This is a genomic window from Streptomyces apocyni (assembly GCF_009739465.1).
GTDB classification, from domain to species: domain Bacteria; phylum Actinomycetota; class Actinomycetes; order Streptomycetales; family Streptomycetaceae; genus Streptomyces; species Streptomyces apocyni.
Window position 1 is genome coordinate 19,344 of sequence record NZ_WHOM01000056.1, and the last position, 16,646, is coordinate 35,989.

Sequence of the window (16,646 nt, forward strand, 5' to 3'; positions counted from 1 at the left end):
GCTCACTGGGCGGCCTCCTGACGGTTGAGCAGGCGCCGGTAGAACACGGCGAACACCAGCAGCATGGAGAGGATGATGATTCCGTAGGTGGCCGCGCCCGCGTAGTCGCGCACCGAACCGAAGGCGAGCCGGTAGGCGTAGGTCACCAGGATCTCGCTGTTCATGGCGTTGGCCTCACCGAGCATCAGATAGATGATCGGGAACATGTTGAAGGTCCAGATGGTGCCCAGCAGGATCACCGTGGAGCTGACCGGTTTCAGACCCGGCAGGGTGACATGCCGGAATCTCTGCCAGGGGCTGGCGCCGTCCATCTCGGCGGCCTCGTACTGGTCGCTGGAGATGGACGCGAGACCACCGAGAATGGCGACCATCATGAAGGGGACGCCCAGCCAGACGTTGACGCCGATGACCGCGACCTTCTGAGTGAAGGTGTCACCGAGCCAGTCGACGGGGGCGAAACCCAGCTTGCCGAGCAGGGCGTTGAAGACGCCCGACTCGCTGTTGTACATCATGCGCCAGATGTACGTGGCGACGAACGGCGGCACCGCCCAGGGCAGGATCAGCATGACCCGGTAGAGCGAGCGGCCCTTGAGCTTGCGGTTGAGCAGCAGGGCGAGGCCCAGACCGATGGTGTAGTGGAAGAAGACACAGGACGCGGTCCACACCACCGTCCACCACAGCTTGGGGTAGAACTCGCCGTCGGCGCCGGACAGGATGCGCCAGTAGTTGTCCAGGCCGATGAACTCGTAGGTCGCCGGGATGGTGGTCTCGCCGATCTGCTTGGCGACGTTGAGCTCGTTGGCGTCGGTGAAGGACAGGTAGATCCCCCGACCCAGGGGGTATCCGATCAGCACGCCGATCACCAGCACCACCGGCAGCACCATGGCCCAGGCGTACCAGTACCGGTCATAGGAGCGCTTCATGCGGGTGAGAAGCCCAGCCTTGGAAGGCCCAGACGTGGCGGACCCAGACCCGGCGGACCCAGACGCGGCGGACCCCGTCGCCTGCGCGGGCTGTGCGGTGGCTTTCTTCATGGTTTCCCTGCTCGTACCTGCTCGTATACGGCTCTGGTCCGGCCCGGCAGCGCGGGTGTCAGCGCTGCCGGACCGGACGGGAGGGGCTTACTCGGTCGCGTAGTCCTTGAGGGACTGGACGTTGGACTTCCACTTGTCGGCGGTGGTGTCCAGGCCCTTCTCGACGGAGGTGTTGCCCTTGAGGGTCTCGATGTACTGCTTGGTCCACTCGGCGAACATGTCGCTGACTCCGGCGACGTTCGGGCGCGCGGTGGCGTCAGCCAGTACGTCCTTGAAGGCGCCCTTGATCGGGTCGGCCACGACCGGCGCGGTGTAGGCGTCGTCGCGGGTCGGCAGGACGCCCGTCTCGGTGGAGGCGAACTCCTGCGACTTCTTGGAGGTCATGAAGGCGACGAACTTCTGGGCCGCGGTCTTCTTGGCGGCGCTGGAGCCGTTGTAGACGACGAGGTTGTGGCCGCCGGTCGGGGTGCCCGCCTTGCCGCTGGAACCGGCCGGGACCGAGGCGATCCCGAGGTTCTCCTTCTCCTTGAAGGCCTTGCCGGTCAGGTCGTCGGCCGTGGACCACGGGCCGTTGATGACCATGGCGACCTTGCCGTCCTTGAAGGCGGCCTGCATGTTGTTGTAGCCGTCGGTGTAGTCGGGCTTGACCGCCACACCGTCCTTGATCAGGTCCATCACGGTCTGGACGGCCTTCTGGCCCGCCTTGTCGTTGACGGTGATCTTCTCGCCGTCAACGTCGACCATCTGGCCGCCCTCGCCGTACAGGAAGGGCAGAGCGAAGTAGCTGTCCGGGTTGAGGTAGATACCGTCGACGCCGGTCTTCTTCTTGATGGTCTTGGCGGCCTTGGAGAGCTCTTCCCAGGTGGTGGGAACCTCCACACCGGCCTTGTCGAAGACGTCCTGGTTGTAGAGGAGCGCGAGGGCGTCGGTCACCTGCGGCACGCCGTAGAGCTTGCCGTCGACCTTGGCGCCGTCGACCAGGCCCTGGTTGAAGGAGTCGAGCTCCTTGACCGCGGGGGTGCCTTCCAGCGGGGCGAGGTACTGGTTCTTCGCGAGCCCGGCGGTCCAGCCGACGTCGGCGCGCAGCACGTCCGGGGCCTTGCCGGCCTGGGCCGCGGTCTTGTACTTCTGCTCGGCCTCGGCGAACGGGACGTTCTGGTACTTGACCTTGATCCCGTCGTTCGCCTTCTCGAACTCCTTGACCAGCTTCTTGTAGGTCGGCGCCTCGTTCGTGGCATCCGACGTGTCCCACCAGGTGATGGTGACCGGGCCGTCGGCCTTGTCGCCACTGTCGCTGTCGCCACCGCAAGCCGTTGCCGCGAGCGCCAGGCTCGCGATCATCGCGGTGGCCGCTATGCCACGCCGCATGTGAACTCCTTCAAAGGTCCCCGGGACGTCTCGGAGGCGAGCGTGCCTCCCGCTACCGCGCCCCTCGCGGCGCCGGGTTCGGCAGGAACGTAACAACGATGAAAGCCGACCGAAAGACCTTGCGGCAATTTTCTGCAAGACCGGGTGATCGTTACCTTCGCGTGTCCCGAAGGTTGCCGGTGGATCACTTGACAGCGACGAGGTCGGGAATCCGCACGCACCCACGACCTCTTCGCGACCCCCTCGCGCCCCCTCGCGACCCCGTCACGACCGGCTTACGGCTCTGCAACAACCTCCCGCAAGCCCTTGCAAGCAGCACGTCAACCTGCCGAGGCCTGGTGGGCAATCCGCCCGGTGACCGGTACAGTCCAGGCCTGTGACCGCACGGCTTGCCGACATCGCAGCCCAGGCGGGGGTCAGCGAAGCCACAGTCAGCCGCGTGCTCAACGGCAAGCCCGGTGTGGCCCCGGCCACCCGCGAATCCGTCCTGGCCGCACTCGACGTGCTCGGCTACGAGCGGCCCACGCGGCTGCGCAGGCGCAGCGCGGGCCTCGTCGGCCTGATAACGCCCGAGCTGGACAACCCCATCTTCCCGGCGCTCGCCCAGGTCATCGGCCAGGCCCTGACCCGGCAGGGGTACACCCCCGTACTGGCGACCCAGACGCCCGGCGGTTCCACCGAGGACGAGCTCACCGAGATGCTGGTGGACCGCGGGGTCTCCGGGATCATCTTCGTCTCCGGGCTGCACGCCGACACCAGCGCCGATATGGACCGCTACGAACAGCTACGCGGCCAGGGGGTGCCGTTCGTCCTGGTCGACGGCTACTCCCCGAAGGTCCAGGCGCCGTTCATCTCGCCCGACGACCGGGCCGCCATGCAGCTGGCCGTCACCCACCTCGTCTCGCTCGGCCACACGGAGATCGGGCTCGCCCTGGGCCCGCAGCGCTTCGTCCCGGTCCAGCGGAAGATAGAGGGCTTTGTCGCCGCGATGCGCGACCAGCTAGGCCTGAGCCCCGACGACGTCGGGCAGCGCCTCGTCCAGCACTCCCTCTACACCCTGGAGGGCGGCCAGGCGGCGGCGACCGCCCTGATGGACCGGAACTGCACCGCTGTCGTCTGCGCCAGCGACATGATGGCGCTCGGCGCCATACGAGCGGCCCGCCAGCGCGGTCTCCAGGTGCCGGACGACATCTCGGTGGTCGGCTTCGACGACTCACCGCTCATAGCGTTCACCGATCCCCCGCTGACCACGGTGCGTAAGCCGGTGCCCGCGATGGGGCAGGCGGCCGTGCGTACGCTGCTCGAGGAGATCGGCGGGACGCCAGCGCCGCAGAGCGAGTTCGTGTTCATGCCGGAGCTGGTGGTACGAGGTTCAACTGCTTCTGCCCCCCGGGGCTCCGAGAGTTCCTAGGGCTCCTAGGGCTCCTAGGGCTCCCGGTTTTCCCAGAGTTCCTAGGGGGTTCCTAGGGGCCCGATCATCGTCCCCAAGGAGTAGGGCGTGCGTTCAGGAACCAACCGAGGGATGATCAGATGGCGGGCCACATCTGGCAAACTTTCGCTCCATGGGTGAGACGACTGTGACAGCACTGGAAGGCCGGACGGCAGCCTCGTCACCCGATGCCAACGACGCGCAAGACCGCCCGGCGCGAGCTTTCGTGCGCCGCCTGCGCACTCAGCGCCGGCCGCGCCTGTGGTACGAGTTGGCCCTGATCGCGGTGAGTTACTGGCTGTACTCGCTGGTGCGCAACGCGGTGCCGGAGCAGGAGTCCGAGGCGATGCGTAACGCCGACTGGATTCTGCGGGCCGAGCACTCGATCGGGTTGGCTTTCGAGCAGAGCGTCAACCAGGCGATCAACTCCGTGACCTGGTTGATCGTCGGCATGAACTACTACTACGCGACGCTGCACTTCATCGTCACGATCGGCGTCCTGGTCTGGCTCTACCGCCGCCACCCCGGGCGGTATGCCGCCCACCGCACCGTGCTGTTCGTGACCACCGGTATCGCCCTGGTCGGCTTCTACCTCTTCCCCCTCGCCCCGCCCCGGCTGATGGAGGGCCACGGCTACATCGACACGGTCCTGGTCCACCAGACCTGGGGCTCGATGGCCTCCGGTGACCTGAAGGACATGACCAACCAGTACGCGGCGATGCCGTCGATGCACATCGGCTGGTCGCTGTGGTGCGGGGTGACGATCTTCGCGCTGGCGCGGGTGCCGTGGGTGCGGGTACTCGGGCTGCTCTACCCGGTGGCCACACTGGTCGTGATCGTCGCTACGGCGAACCACTTCTGGCTGGACGCGGTGGGCGGCGTGCTCTGCCTCGGCGCCGGGTTCGCCTACGCCCGCGCCTGGTACGGGGCGCTGCCGCACCGGCTCTCGCGTGAGGTGCCGGGGCCGGGGGCGCCGTCGGCGCGGGCGCGGGCCGCTGAGCGCGAGAGTACGTACGAGCTGGCGGAGTCCGGCGACCGGGTCGGCTAGCCGGTCCCCTCCGCACCAGTCCGCCGCGCCTACGGCCCGACGGCTCAGGCCGCCCCCTACGCCCCGTAGAACAGCTCCTCCACCACCGCCCGAGCCCGCCGCGTCGTACGCCGGTAGTCGTCCAGCATCTCCCCCACCGTCCCGGGGTCGTATCCCAGGTAGCGGGCCACCGCCGCGAGCTCCCGGCCGCCCGCCGGGAAGGTGTCACCCGCGCGGCCACGGACCAGCATCACCGCGTTACGCACCCGCGTGGCCAGCACCCACGCCTCGTCGAGGATCGCGGCCTCCTCGGTGCCGATCAGCTCCGCGGCCCGCGCCGCCGCCAGCGCCGTACGGGTCCGGGTGGTCCGCAGCCCCGGCTCCACCCAGCCGTGCCGCAGCTGGAGGAGCTGTACGGTCCACTCGACGTCGGAGAGCCCGCCGCGGCCCAGCTTGGCGTGCAGCGTGGGATCGGCGCCGCGCGGCAGCCGCTCGGCCTCCATCCGGGCCTTCAGGCGGCGGATCTCGCGTACGGGATCGTCGCTGAGCCCCTCGGCCGGATAGCGCAGCGGGTCGACCAGCTCGATGAACCGCCGCCCGAGGTCCGCGTCGCCCGCGACGGGCTCGGCGCGCAGCAGGGCGTGACTCTCCCAGACCTGGGACCACCTGCGGTAGTACGCCTCGTACGACTTCAATGTCCGCACCAGCGGCCCGGTCTTGCCCTCGGGCCGCAGGTCGGCGTCGATGAGCAGCGGCGGGTCGGCGCTCGGTACCTGGAGCAGCCGCCGCATCTCGGAGACGACGGTGTTCGCGGCCTTGGCCGCCTCCTGCTCGTCGACGCCCTCGCGGGGCTCGTGGACGAAGAGCACGTCCGCGTCCGAGCCATAGCTGAGTTCGTGTCCGCCGAAGCGCCCCATCGCGATAATCGCGAACCGGGTGGGCAGCTCGTCACCCCAGCCCTCGCGGACGACGGCCCGTAGCGTCCCGGCCAGGGTCGCCGCCGTCAGGTCCGACACCGCGTCCCCGACCCGGTCCACCAGCGCGCCCGGGTCCTCCTGCGCGGGGCTCTCCTCGGTGCCGTACGAGCCGATCAGGTCGGCGGCCGCGGTACGGAACAGCTCCCGCCGCCGTACCCCACGGGCCGCTGTGACCGCCTGGACGGCGTCGTCGGCCCGGCCGACCGCGGACAGGATCTCCTGCTCCAGGTGGGCGAGGTCGCGGGGCTCCAGGCCGCGCGGGTCGCCGAGCAGCGCGACCGCTTCCGGGGCGCGCAGCAGCAGGTCGGGGGCGAGCCGTCCGGCGGACAGGACCCGGGCGAGATTCTCCGCCGCCGCGCCCTCGTCGCGCAGCAGCCGTAGGTACCACGGGGTCTTGCCGAGCGCGTCGGACACCTTGCGGAAGCCCAGCAGGCCCGCGTCCGGGTCGGCGGAGTCCGCGAACCAGCCGAGCAGCACCGGCAGCAGGGTCCGCTGGATCGCGGCCTTTCTGCTCACCCCGGAGGCGAGCGCCTCCAGGTGGCGTAGCGCGGCGGCCGGGTCCGCGTACCCGAGGGCGACCAGCCGCTCGCGGGCGGCGTCGGTACGCAGCCGGGTCTCGCCCGGGGCGAGCTGGGCGACCGCGTCCAGCAGCGGCCGGTAGAAGATCTTCTCGTGCAGCCGCCGCACCACCGACGCGTGTTTGCGCCAGGCTCGGTGGAGCTCGGCGACCGGTTCGGTGCGCAGCCCGAGGGAGCGGCCCAGGCGCCGCAGGTCGTCCTCGCCCTCGGGCACCAGATGGGTGCGGCGCAGCCGGTACAGCTGGATGCGGTGCTCCATGGCGCGCAGGAAGCGGTACGCCTCGTCCAGCTGCGCGGCGTCCGCGCGGCCGACGTAGCCGCCCGCGGCCAGCGCCTGCAGCGCGTCCAGGGTCGTACCGCTCCGCAGCGACGCGTCGTGCCGCCCATGCACCAGCTGGAGCAGCTGGACGGCGAACTCGACGTCCCGCAGGCCGCCGGGCCCCAGCTTGAGTTCGCGCTCGATCTCGGCGGCCGGGATGGTGGCGACCACCCTGCGCCGCATCCGCTGCACGTCGGGCACGAAGTTGTCCCGCTCGGCCGCCTGCCACACCAGCGGGGCGAGTGTGGCGACGTACTCCTCGCCGAGCTCGGGGTCGCCCGCCACCGCCCGCGCCTTCAGCAGCGCCTGGAACTCCCAGGTCTTGGCCCAGCGCTGGTAGTAGGCGAGATGGCTGGAGAGCGTACGTACCAGGGGGCCGTTCCTGCCCTCGGGCCGCAGGTTCGCGTCGACCGGCCAGATGGTGCCCTCGACAGTCGTCTCGGAGCAGATCCGCATCAGGTGGGCGGCGAGCCGGGTGGCGGCCTGCATGGCCTTGCCCTCGTCGGCGGCGGGCGCGGGCTCCGCCACGAAGATGACATCCACGTCCGACACGTAGTTCAGCTCGTGCCCCCCGCACTTGCCCATCGCGATGACCGCCAGCCGGCACAGCGCGTCGTCCTCGGGCGCGGCGGCGCGCGCGATGGCCAGCGCGGCGCGCAGCGTCGCCGTCGCGAGGTCGGCCAGCTCGGCAGCGGTCTCGGCCACATCCGTCGTCCCGCACACGTCGCGGGCCGCGATGGACAGCAGACAGCGGCGGTAGGCGACGCGCAGCGACACCGGGTCGGTGGCCGCGGCCAGGCCGTACTCGAACTCCTCCACGCCCGGGTGCAGATCCGACGGCTCGTACGTCACCAGGGCCTGCCAGTCCATGGGGTGCCGGGCCAGGTGGTCCGCGAGCGCCTCGGAGGCGCCCAGCACCCCCAGCAGCCGGTCCCGCAGCGGCTTCGCGGACACCAGCGTGTCGAGCAACATCTGCCGCTCGTCGTCAGGCTGGGCCTCCACCAGCCGCACCAGGCCCAGCAGCGCGAGATCCGGATCGGCCGCGGCCCCCAGCGCGTCGAGCAGTACGGGGTCAGCGCGCACCGGGCCCAGCTCCGGGGTGTCCAGGAGCCGCTCGGCGGACGAGGGGTCGGTGAAGCCGTGCCGCAGCAGCCGGGTGAAGGTACTGCTCCTGCGCCCACCCGAGGTCATGATCCGGCCTCCCGTTTCGCTCACACGTGTGGGCTGAGCTTAGAGCCTGTCCAGCGGGTCACGCCCGTCCGCCCAGAGGCGGGCGCCGACGATCCCTGGTGTACTCGGTAGTGCCACGCGCTGGCGGTTCCACTGCTCCGACCACCCAGGGAACGCACCATGCACTACACCCTCGAACTGATCCCGCTGCCCGTCTCCGACGTCGACCGCGCCCGGGACTTCTACCGCGACAAACTGGGCTTCCACGTCGACATCGACGCCGAGGTCGCGGAAGGCCTGCGCATCGTGCAGCTGACCCCACCGGGCTCGGGCTGCTCGATCGCGCTCAGCGAGAAGCTCTGGGACATGATGGACGGCCCCAACCCGGAACCCGGCTCGTACCAGGGCCTCCAGCTCTGCGTCTCCGACATCAAGCAGGCCCGCGCCGAACTCGTCGAGCGTGGCCTGGAGGTGTCGGAGCCGGTGGTGTTCGCGCCGGAGGACGGCGGCACGTTCATGTACTTCAAGGACCCGGACGGCAACGGCTGGGCGATCCAGGAGTACCGCACCCGCGCCACCCAGCCGCTGCGCGACGTGATCGCCGCCTGATCGCGCGAACGGTGCCGGAGTGAGGCTGGCGAGGCCGGTTAGCCTCGTCGGCTTGTCAGCTCGTGGAAGTGGTCGACTATGCGGCCGACGGTTTGTCGGTCGCGGAGGATGACTCCGACTTCTATGTTCTGGCCAAGCGCCCGGTCCGTGAGGTTCGCGCTGCCCACGAGCGCCGTGTGCCGGTCGGCCACGATGAGCTTCGCGTGCAGCGCGCCTCGCGCGCCGGTCCCTGACGCGTCGCGGTCGGTGCCCCACTGCACCACGTGGGCCTGGCCTTTCAGGGGGTCGAAGACTCGCGCCGCCGCGGTGGACTCCTCCAGCAGGATCTCCACGCGGACCCCGCGCCGCATCGCACGGCGTAGTTCCTCGATCACCTCCCTGACGCCGTAGGCGGCGAAGCTGACCACGAGGACGGTCTCCCGCGCGGACCGGATCACCTCGGTCACCACGCTGGCGGTGAGCCGTACCGGCACGGCCGCGCTCACCGGCCCGCTCACCACCACCTGGGCCACCCGGTCGGGGCGGCACTCCTCGTACTGGGCGGCCGCCGTCGTCAGGGCCAGGGCCAGGGCACGTCCGTGGAGCGTGGGCTCCTCGGCGCTCCACGCCCGGCAGAGTGCGGCGGCCTGAGCGCTGAGGCCCGCCGCCGGGGACACCCGCGCCAGGTTGAGCTCCACGTCCGGTGACGGCCGTGGCGACGCCCGCAGGATCTCGGCCCACTCGGCCAGTTGCGCGCTGGGCAGGCGGCGCCCGAGCTCGGCGAGTACGCCCGGAAGCCGGGGCCTCATCCGAAGAACGCGCCGTGGCGACCCGCGAGTGTCTCCACCAGCAGGGCGCGGTCCAGCAAGTGGTTGCCGCGCTCGCACGAGGTCTCCGCGGCGAAGAGGCAGGCGTGGCAGGCGGCGCCGTGCAGGCGGCCGTGGACGGTCGGGTCGTGTTCCGCGCACATCGGGTCGGAGCTGCACAGGCGTGCCGCGGCCAGCGCCTGGTCGAGCGAGGCGCCGAGCCTGCCGCGACGGCCCAGGGAGACCAGGCCGCCCAGGGTGCCCTCGCTGTCCGGTGCCGCGGTGTAGAGCAGGATGCCTGCCATGGGCTGGCTGCCGGAGCGGGCGTAGATCCGTTCGGCGATGCCGGAGGCTCCGTAGCCGCACTCCAGGGCGAACTCGCGGATCAGGGCGTGGGAGAAGGAGTGGAGCAGTATGTAGCGGATGCCGGGCCACCTCGGCTCGACACCGCGCGCGGCGCACCACTTCTCGTACGCCCGCTTGAGGTGGCCCTCCCTGGCGCGTACGTCGTCCCTGGCCTCCCAGGCGGCCAGCGGCTGCTCACGGAACTTCAGGAAGACGCCTTCCCCCCGCAGTTCAGCACACGGCACCCAGGTGGCCGCCTCGGCGGTGAGCGGCGCGGACTGCTGCGAGAGGTAGTCCTGAGGCATCCATTCCGGGGCGTCGATACGGGTGAATCCGGTGAGGGCGGCCACCTCGCGCAGCCGGTGCACCAGCACGACCTGTTCGAGCCAGTCACCGGCCTCGTCGGGAACCGGCTCGCGCACGGTGGTGAAGTCGGGCAACTGCCGTGTCCTGGCGGCCGTGAAGGCCTCCCACTCGGGGGTGGCGAGGTCGAAGTCCTCCCCGTCGTCGGCGCCAGGTGCCAGGTGCTGTTCCGTCTGCCGCTGGACTTCCCTGGTGATTTCGTCCCAGACCGCGTCCAGCCCGTACTGCTCCAGTTCGAGCCAGCACTGCTGTGTCGGGAGCAGCATCTTGGCGGCCTCCTGCGGAACCGCCGCGAGCGGCTGGAGGTACTGCCAGTTCTCGCGCACGGCCTGAAGCAGGGGTTCGTCGGCCTTGGGCAGGCTGAATACCCTCAGCTGCGCGGGGAACCAGCTGTTGGTGGCGCCGAGGACGATCGTGCGGACCTGCTCGCCGCAGGTGTCGAAGGTGCCCAGGTGCGGGTGGTGTCCACGGCAGGCGGGCAGCACCCGCTCGCCCCGCAGGCCCATGGCCTCGGCCATGGACCGGGCGGGGACCTTCTCACAGGAGCACTGGACGAAGACGTTCGCCGCCTCGCCTGTGGTGCCCCGTTCGACGAGAGACAGGGTGCACCCCGCCGGGTGATCGGCTCCCCGGTGGACGAAGTACATCCAGGGGAAATCGTCCATGTGCCCGGCCCGGCAGGCGATGAGGAACCGCGCCGGTACGGCGGTGGGCCTGCGCCGCCCCTGACCGAAACAGTTGTGCACATAGCGGGTGTTCTCGGGCCGGAAGTACTGCTCCTCCAGTTCGAACAGGCCCGAGGAGGCGGGGGACAGCTGGTTGCACTGTTCGCGCGAGCAGCGCAGCCAGCGGGGGAAGAGACCAACCGGCACGCCGACCCGGGCCCAGTCCCCGAACGGGTCGGTGGTCTCCTGCATATGGGGCGGGGTGCGCAGGGTGGTCACCTGCTGCCCGAGACGGCGGCGGACCGCGGCGAGCAGCCGGTCCTCGGTGAGGACCGTGGCCCGGTCCAGCTCCCAGCGGTCGAGACCGAGCACCATGACCGAGAGGTTCGGCAGGTCGGCGACGGAGCCGACGCCGTAGGTGTGCAGCAGCTGGCTGGGGCGCAGTTCGCCGACGCGCAGCGGCCCGTTGGCGGGGGCGGTCACTGGTTCTCCTGGCGGATGTCGGCCTGGTCGTCGGGACGGGGCGTGAAGGGCGGCTCGGCGGTGTCGTCCGCTCCGGCGTCGCCGACGAACATCAGCCGGATCGGCGGCTCGACCTCACGCAGGGACGTCGGGCAGGTCATGAGCTGCCAGCGGGAGCCGTCCGGCTCCTTGAGTAGCGGTGTGACATCGCCCTGCCTGCGCGCCGCACGGTATCCGAGCACGGCCGCGGGCGCGTTGCGCTTGCCGCCCCAGTAGTCGAGGCGCGCGTCGAGCCCTTCCTGGACCGCCTGGCCCACCCGCCGGTCGCTGGTGACCGTGCTGGCCCGGCGGCGAAGGTACTGCACGACATGGTCGCCCAGCTCACCCCGGCCGTCGAAGAACTGGGCGCCCCGGTTGCCGTTGTACTCCTGCTTCAGGTTGCGGACGAGGGCGGTGAGTACCCCGGTGAGGCCGCGGTCCACAGCCCGCTCGGAGTAGGGCGTGACCGACAGGGCCTCCACGTGCTGGTAGAGCGTGGCGTGGAAGGACTCGAAGGTCTCGTAGTGCGAGAGGTCGCGCGGGCGGGCCCAGTTGAGGACGGTGAACACCAGACCGGGCGCGCGTCGGCCGACGCGGCTGGTCGCCTGGATGTACTCGGCGGTGGACTTGGGCTGGTTGGCGACGACCATGACACCGAGCCGCGACACGTCCACGCCGACGGCGATCATGTTGGTGGCGAGGAGTACGTCGATGGGGCGCGGCATTCCCTTCCGCCACCCGGCGAAGGAGAGGTCGAGCTTCTCCAGGATGTCCGGGATCGCGTCCGACGACATACGTGAGGTGAGCTCGGCGGGTTCGCCGGGGAAGCGCACCGCGAGGCCACGCTGGCTGACCCGGGTGAGGCGGGTGGAGACGTCGTCCTCGACGAGGCGGCGCATGCTCCCGAGGTCGCGCAGGCTGTTGAAGTAGCCGACCAGGGTCATATAGGGGTCGGTGATGTCGTTCTGCCCGTACTTCTCGTGCAGGAGCTGGGCGGCGGCGAGCTGCGCCACGTACACCCGGATGTAGACCGCCTTGGTGCGCACCCCCTGGGCGCAGATGCCCACATAGCGGCGTCCGGGCCGCTGGCCGACGGGGCGCTGCCGGGCGAAGAAGTTGTCACCCGCCTCAAGTCCGGGTGGCGGGAAGACCGCGGTGCGCCGGTCGAACAGGTCGTTGATCTGGCGGTCGGCGCGCCGGACGGTCGCGGTGGAGGCGATCACCTTGGGCCGCACGGCCGTGCCGGGCGTGATGTCCCAGGTGGCCAGCTTGTCGACGGCCGCCTCGTACAGCCCGACGAGGGAGCCGAGCGGGCCGGAGATCAGGTGCAGCTCGTCCTGGACGATCAGGTCCGGTGGGCGCACCCGCGCGGCGTTCTCCGTGCGGGCCGCCGGATGGTCACCGTGCGGGGGGTGGGTGGGCCGCTCCCAGTCGCTGTCGACGGCGTCGGCGGTCACATAGCCGTGCCGGGTGCAGCGACGGGACACCTGGCCGAACAGAGTCTGGGTCTCGCCCTTCCAGGGGAGCTGGGCGAACTTGTCGACGGTGGCGATGATCAGAGACGGCAGCAGCCGGTAGATCTCCTCGTCGACGACGACCAGCGGAAGGCCGGGCTCCGCCACCCCGAAGGCGGCGGCTCCGAAGGGGCATTCGAAGGCGTCCGGGCAGGTGATCCGGGTGCGCCGGGTGGTGGTCTCGACGTCGATGTCGCGCCCCGCGTCGAGTTTACTGCCGCACCAGGGGCAGCCGGTGAGCTGGTGCGGGGAGCCCTTGAGGCCGCGTCGGCCGCGCCCCCGGTCCTTGCGGCGGTCCCTGATCCACTCGCGGGCCTGTTCCGTGGTGTTCGGGGTGACCCCGCCGCCCACCCACAGGCCGATCCGGAAGGGCACGTCCCCCCACTGCGCGGGGTCCTCGCGGCGGAGGGTCTCGCAGGCGCAGATGAGGGCGGCGGCACGCTGGAACTGCTGGATGGTGAGCAGCCGCAGCGTGTAGCGCATCAGGACCGCCACGCCGTTCTCCGCGTCTAGGCCGCCGAGGCGCGGCATCCGGCGGCGGATGCCCAGGGTGAAAGCGGTCAGCCCGAGGTAGGCCTCGGTCTTGCCACCACCCGTGGGGAACCACAGCAGGTCGGCCAGCGCGTGTCCGTTGTCGGCCCTGCGCTCGTCGTGTCCGGGGTCGGCGAGCGCGGGCAGGTTCAGCAGCAGGAATGCCAGCTGGAAGGGGCGCCAGCTGCGGTTGCCCGGTACGTCGGCCCGCTCGACGGCCTCGGCCAGGGTGGTGCCAGGGGCCCGGCGACGCGCCGCCGCCGCTATGGTGTGGACGCGCTGGAGGCACATGGCCCGGTTGGCGAAACGGAAGGCGTCCAGGGCGGAACCGTCCGCGAGGAGGGCGATGCCCGACTCGATCCGGTCCGCCGCGACGCCCGCCCGGCGCAGGTTCTCCCGCGCCTCACCCTCGTAGCCCTCCAGCCGGGCGTCCGGGTCGTCGATCTGCCGCCGGGTGCGCTCGATCCAGGCCCGGTATCCCACCACCAGGGGCATCAGCGAGTCCCGCAGAGTCTGTGCGTCCAACTCGGCGAGGGACTTCATATCCACGACGAGGTCACGCAGTTCGGCCAGGTCCTCGTCGCCCTCGGTGTCCGGGTGCGGCACGTCGGTGAAGGGCACCTCGTACGAGGGCGCGGCGACCGTGGAGATCTCGACCGCCCGCAGCGGGTCCGCCTGGTCCGCGACCGCGTGCACACCAGTGCCGTGCCCTACGGCGAACTCGGGGTGGTAACGGTAGGTCATGGCCAGCGCCCGCTGCTCAGCGCGGTCGGCTGGGTCCCCGCCCCGCGACACAGCGTCCTTGCGCGGCTTGAACGCGGCGGTCTCCGTGGGCCCTTGGACCGTCAGCCCCGCCTGGAAGATCCAGTTCCCGGGGCCGCGAGTGTCCTTCTGCCCGTTGACGAGGAAGAGGGAGATCAGCCAGTCGTCCTCATAGCGCCGCACCCTGCCGCGTACCACGATGCCCGGGAACACGTCCGGCAGGACGACCTGTGGTTCGACCAGGCCCTCCAGCAGCTTGACCGTCACCGCGCCCGAGAACGGCGTGCGATGCCACACGGCGCCGGAGCGCTCCGGGTCCTTGGACGGCCCCGCCTTGTACGCCGCCCACGAGCAGTGCACGCGCAGCTCCGCCACGCTCCCGTCAACCCGCGCGGTGAGGCCCATCGCGGACGGCTGGAGGCTGGGCACGTTGGGCGCGTCCGGCTCCCGGTCCCCTTCCTCGGCGTCCGGCGTCTCGGCCAGGCGCCCCTGGTCCAGCTCGTCCGGGTCGATCTGGGCGCCACCAGGAGCGAGCCGCCCGATGATGTAGTGGTCCGACGGGCTGCCGGACAGCTCCTCCTCCTCGCCCCCGATGGGACCAAGCAGGTCGGTGACCACGAGGCGCTCCAGCTCCTCGCGGATGTCCTGTGGCTCGGGCATGGCGAGGACCTGCTGCTGGTCCCCGCGGTCCCCCCTCTGTTCCCCGGAAGAGCCCGACGACGGTGTGGTCCTGCTCTGCTCGCTCACGGGCCCACCCTAACGAGGCCCACTGACAGCGGGCTGCGGCCCGTCTGCGGAACGTGACCCCGCCCTTCTCAGCCCCCGGCCACGGACGTTACTGTGTGCCATCAGTTGCGCACGGGGTGATGCGGGGAGCATATGACGGAGCACGCGGCCGACGGCGTCCCGCGCCAGCAGCCTTACAGGGGCAACTACGGCGTTCCGCTGACACCTGCCATGGGAGACAACGGCCACCGAGGCGACTACGGCGAGCAGTTCGTCCAGGCGCTGGCCGTCGCCGCCAACCTCGACGTCTCGTCGAAACCCTGGCGCGACCGACAGGGTACGGACTGGGAGTTCGGGCATCCCGGACGCTCCGGCACGATCCGCTTCCCCAAGATCGTCGCGCAGGTGAAGTGCTGGGGCACGCCCAAAGGCGACGACGCGGCGTGGGACTTCCAGCTCAAGCGGCGCAACTTCAACCTGCTCGCGGGCCGAGGGTGGCAGCATCCCCGTTTCCTGTTCCTGGTGATCGCGCCCTACGAGGTGGCGGACTGGGTCGATGTGACCCACGACCGGCTTCTGATGCGCAACGCGGCGTACTGGGCCTGCTTCCACGACGAAGAACCTGACGAGACCCGTACGACTGGATACCGTCGGGTGGCGGTTCCGAAGGCGAACCTGCTGACCGTTGACGCGTTGCACGGACTCTTCAGCGGGGAGTACCGGGAAATGCTGGTGACGTCATGACGCCGATGAACGACACGGAGTTCCGTCAGGCGGGCGAGCTGACACCCGCCCACCTGCTGCGCTATCTGCGCGGCCGAGGCTGGCGCTACATGCGCGACTTCGGTCCGGGGCGGCTGTGGACCCTGCCGGTCCCGCATGAGCCGGGCCCCGCCTTCGAGGTCCTGGTACCCACCCGTCGGGAGCTGCGCGACTACGCGGAGCGGGTCGTGGACGTACTGGAGACCCTGTCGGTGGTCGAGGAGCGCCGTCCCTCTGACGTCCTGCGGGAGATGGCCTTGCCGTCCGCCGACTGGCAGTATCTGCGGCTCACACCGCCCGGCCCCTCTGGTACCGCCCCGCTGGTCGACCTGGTGCCCGCGCTCACGGGGCTGCGCGACCTGATGACCTCGGCGGCGGCCGCCGCCGCGTCCCCTCAGCCACAACCGGTACAACCTTCGCAGAAGCCACAGCGGGTGAAGGACTTCGTCAGCTCGGTACGGCTCGACCAGACCAGGGTGGGCAGCTACGTCCTGGCGGCCCACACCCCGCTGCCCGCCGCCCCCGAGGCGGAGCAGCTGTCCCTCGACGGCTCCCCGTCCGCCCCGGAGCCCTTCGAGCGCCTGGTGACCCGGCGGCTGTACGCCGGACTGTCCTGCGCCCGGCGGGCCGCGGCCACCAGTCTGAGGAACGACTCCCTGGCGGACTTCGACGCCTACACCGTCGCCGGTCTGTCCGCGAACCTCTGCGAGTCGCTGGTACGGATCGGCGGCGAGGAACAGCGCGGCTTCTCGCTCAGCTTCGCCTGGTCGCCAGAGCTCCCAGTCAATCAGCGCACACCCCATATCGCCCTGTCGTCGGCAATGCTGACCGTCCTCGAAGAGGGCGCCAAGGACCTCCGCGCCCGCCTGGGCCGCCGCGACGCGCTGGTGGCCGGGACGGTGGTGCGGCTGCGCCGGGAGCGTCCCTATGAGTGGGGTGACGTCACCGTTCTAGGAGTGCTCCTCACTGAGGACGAGTATGGGATGTACGAGTACCGGGGCCACCCACGCCGCTTCCGTATGGAACTCAACCCCGCCGACTACGACAAGGCGGCCCTGGCTCACCGTGAACGCCACGAGGTGATGGTGCAGGGCGACCTGGAGGTTCAGGGAACCTCCGCCCGCCTGCGGCACGTCAGCAGCTTCGTCGTGGGGCACTTCGAGGACTGACCAACGGCGTTA

General features: G+C 70.5%; 11 protein-coding genes. 5 read left to right on the forward strand and 6 right to left on the reverse strand.

The window, feature by feature from the left end; translation table 11 throughout:
- Positions 1-2: 2 nt before the first annotated feature.
- Both GCN81_RS15740 and GCN81_RS15745 read right to left on the reverse strand, forming a co-directional pair.
- On the reverse strand, positions 3-923 hold the full coding sequence (locus GCN81_RS15740) for a carbohydrate ABC transporter permease (protein WP_231626751.1): 921 nt from the start codon (positions 921-923) through the stop codon (positions 3-5).
- A 198-nt stretch (positions 924-1,121) separates the two neighbouring features.
- The gene (locus GCN81_RS15745; RefSeq protein ID WP_156725249.1) at positions 1,122-2,402 is read right to left on the reverse strand and encodes an extracellular solute-binding protein; all 1,281 of its coding nucleotides are present in this window, start codon (positions 2,400-2,402) and stop codon (positions 1,122-1,124) included.
- Between the two features lie 376 nt (positions 2,403-2,778).
- On the opposite strand from GCN81_RS15745, the gene GCN81_RS15750 reads away from it, so the two are divergent.
- Positions 2,779-3,813, forward strand: a complete 1,035-nt coding sequence (locus tag GCN81_RS15750; RefSeq protein WP_156725250.1) for a LacI family DNA-binding transcriptional regulator — start codon at positions 2,779-2,781, stop codon at positions 3,811-3,813.
- 151 nt (positions 3,814-3,964) lie between these two features.
- Positions 3,965-4,879 (forward strand): phosphatase PAP2 family protein, encoded by a 915-nt coding sequence (locus GCN81_RS15755; RefSeq protein ID WP_156725251.1) that lies wholly within the window; start codon positions 3,965-3,967, stop codon positions 4,877-4,879.
- A 56-nt stretch (positions 4,880-4,935) separates the two neighbouring features.
- On the opposite strand, the gene GCN81_RS15760 is transcribed toward GCN81_RS15755, so the two are convergent.
- A complete protein-coding gene (locus tag GCN81_RS15760; protein WP_156725300.1) occupies positions 4,936-7,923 on the reverse strand; it encodes a bifunctional [glutamine synthetase] adenylyltransferase/[glutamine synthetase]-adenylyl-L-tyrosine phosphorylase in 2,988 nt (995 codons plus the stop codon).
- Between the two features lie 159 nt (positions 7,924-8,082).
- Between GCN81_RS15760 and GCN81_RS15765 the strand changes: the two genes are divergently transcribed.
- Complete coding sequence (locus GCN81_RS15765; RefSeq protein ID WP_156725252.1) at positions 8,083-8,511, forward strand: VOC family protein; 429 nt, start codon at positions 8,083-8,085, stop codon at positions 8,509-8,511.
- 38 nt (positions 8,512-8,549) lie between these two features.
- Here the strand turns inward: GCN81_RS15765 and drmC are convergent, their stop codons facing one another.
- Genes drmC through drmA form a run of 3 tightly spaced genes read right to left on the reverse strand, consistent with a single transcriptional unit; the run spans position 8,550 to position 14,724 of the window.
- A complete protein-coding gene (gene drmC / locus GCN81_RS15770) occupies positions 8,550-9,299 on the reverse strand; it encodes a DISARM system phospholipase D-like protein DrmC (protein WP_156725253.1) in 750 nt (249 codons plus the stop codon).
- The gene (gene drmB, locus GCN81_RS15775) at positions 9,296-11,152 is read right to left on the reverse strand and encodes a DUF1998 domain-containing protein (protein WP_156725254.1); all 1,857 of its coding nucleotides are present in this window, start codon (positions 11,150-11,152) and stop codon (positions 9,296-9,298) included. Before drmB ends, drmC begins: the two co-directional genes overlap by 4 nt.
- Complete coding sequence (gene drmA, locus GCN81_RS15780) at positions 11,149-14,724, reverse strand: DISARM system helicase DrmA (protein WP_197287662.1); 3,576 nt, start codon at positions 14,722-14,724, stop codon at positions 11,149-11,151. The genes drmB and drmA overlap by 4 nt, the downstream gene beginning before the upstream one ends.
- Before the next feature lie 132 nt (positions 14,725-14,856).
- Between drmA and GCN81_RS15785 the strand changes: the two genes are divergently transcribed.
- Positions 14,857-15,447, forward strand: coding sequence for a DUF4365 domain-containing protein (locus GCN81_RS15785; RefSeq protein ID WP_156725255.1), 591 nt, complete (start codon positions 14,857-14,859; stop codon positions 15,445-15,447).
- Between the two features lie 5 nt (positions 15,448-15,452).
- Complete coding sequence (locus GCN81_RS15790) at positions 15,453-16,634, forward strand: hypothetical protein (RefSeq protein ID WP_231626752.1); 1,182 nt, start codon at positions 15,453-15,455, stop codon at positions 16,632-16,634.
- The last annotated feature ends 12 nt before the right edge of the window (positions 16,635-16,646 follow it).

Excerpts from the sequence above, each read along its gene's own strand:
- GCN81_RS15760 (WP_156725300.1), bottom strand. The coding sequence starts at position 7,923 with ATGACCTCGGGTGGGCGCAGGAGCAGTACCTTCACCCGGCTGCTGCGG.
- GCN81_RS15790 (WP_231626752.1), top strand. The coding sequence starts at position 15,453 with ATGAACGACACGGAGTTCCGTCAGGCGGGCGAGCTGACACCCGCCCAC.
- GCN81_RS15745 (WP_156725249.1), bottom strand. The coding sequence starts at position 2,402 with ATGCGGCGTGGCATAGCGGCCACCGCGATGATCGCGAGCCTGGCGCTC.
- GCN81_RS15740 (WP_231626751.1), bottom strand. The coding sequence starts at position 923 with ATGAAGCGCTCCTATGACCGGTACTGGTACGCCTGGGCCATGGTGCTG.
- GCN81_RS15765 (WP_156725252.1), top strand. The coding sequence starts at position 8,083 with ATGCACTACACCCTCGAACTGATCCCGCTGCCCGTCTCCGACGTCGAC.
- drmC (WP_156725253.1), bottom strand. The coding sequence starts at position 9,299 with ATGAGGCCCCGGCTTCCGGGCGTACTCGCCGAGCTCGGGCGCCGCCTG.
- GCN81_RS15785 (WP_156725255.1), top strand. The coding sequence starts at position 14,857 with ATGACGGAGCACGCGGCCGACGGCGTCCCGCGCCAGCAGCCTTACAGG.
- GCN81_RS15755 (WP_156725251.1), top strand. The coding sequence starts at position 3,965 with ATGGGTGAGACGACTGTGACAGCACTGGAAGGCCGGACGGCAGCCTCG.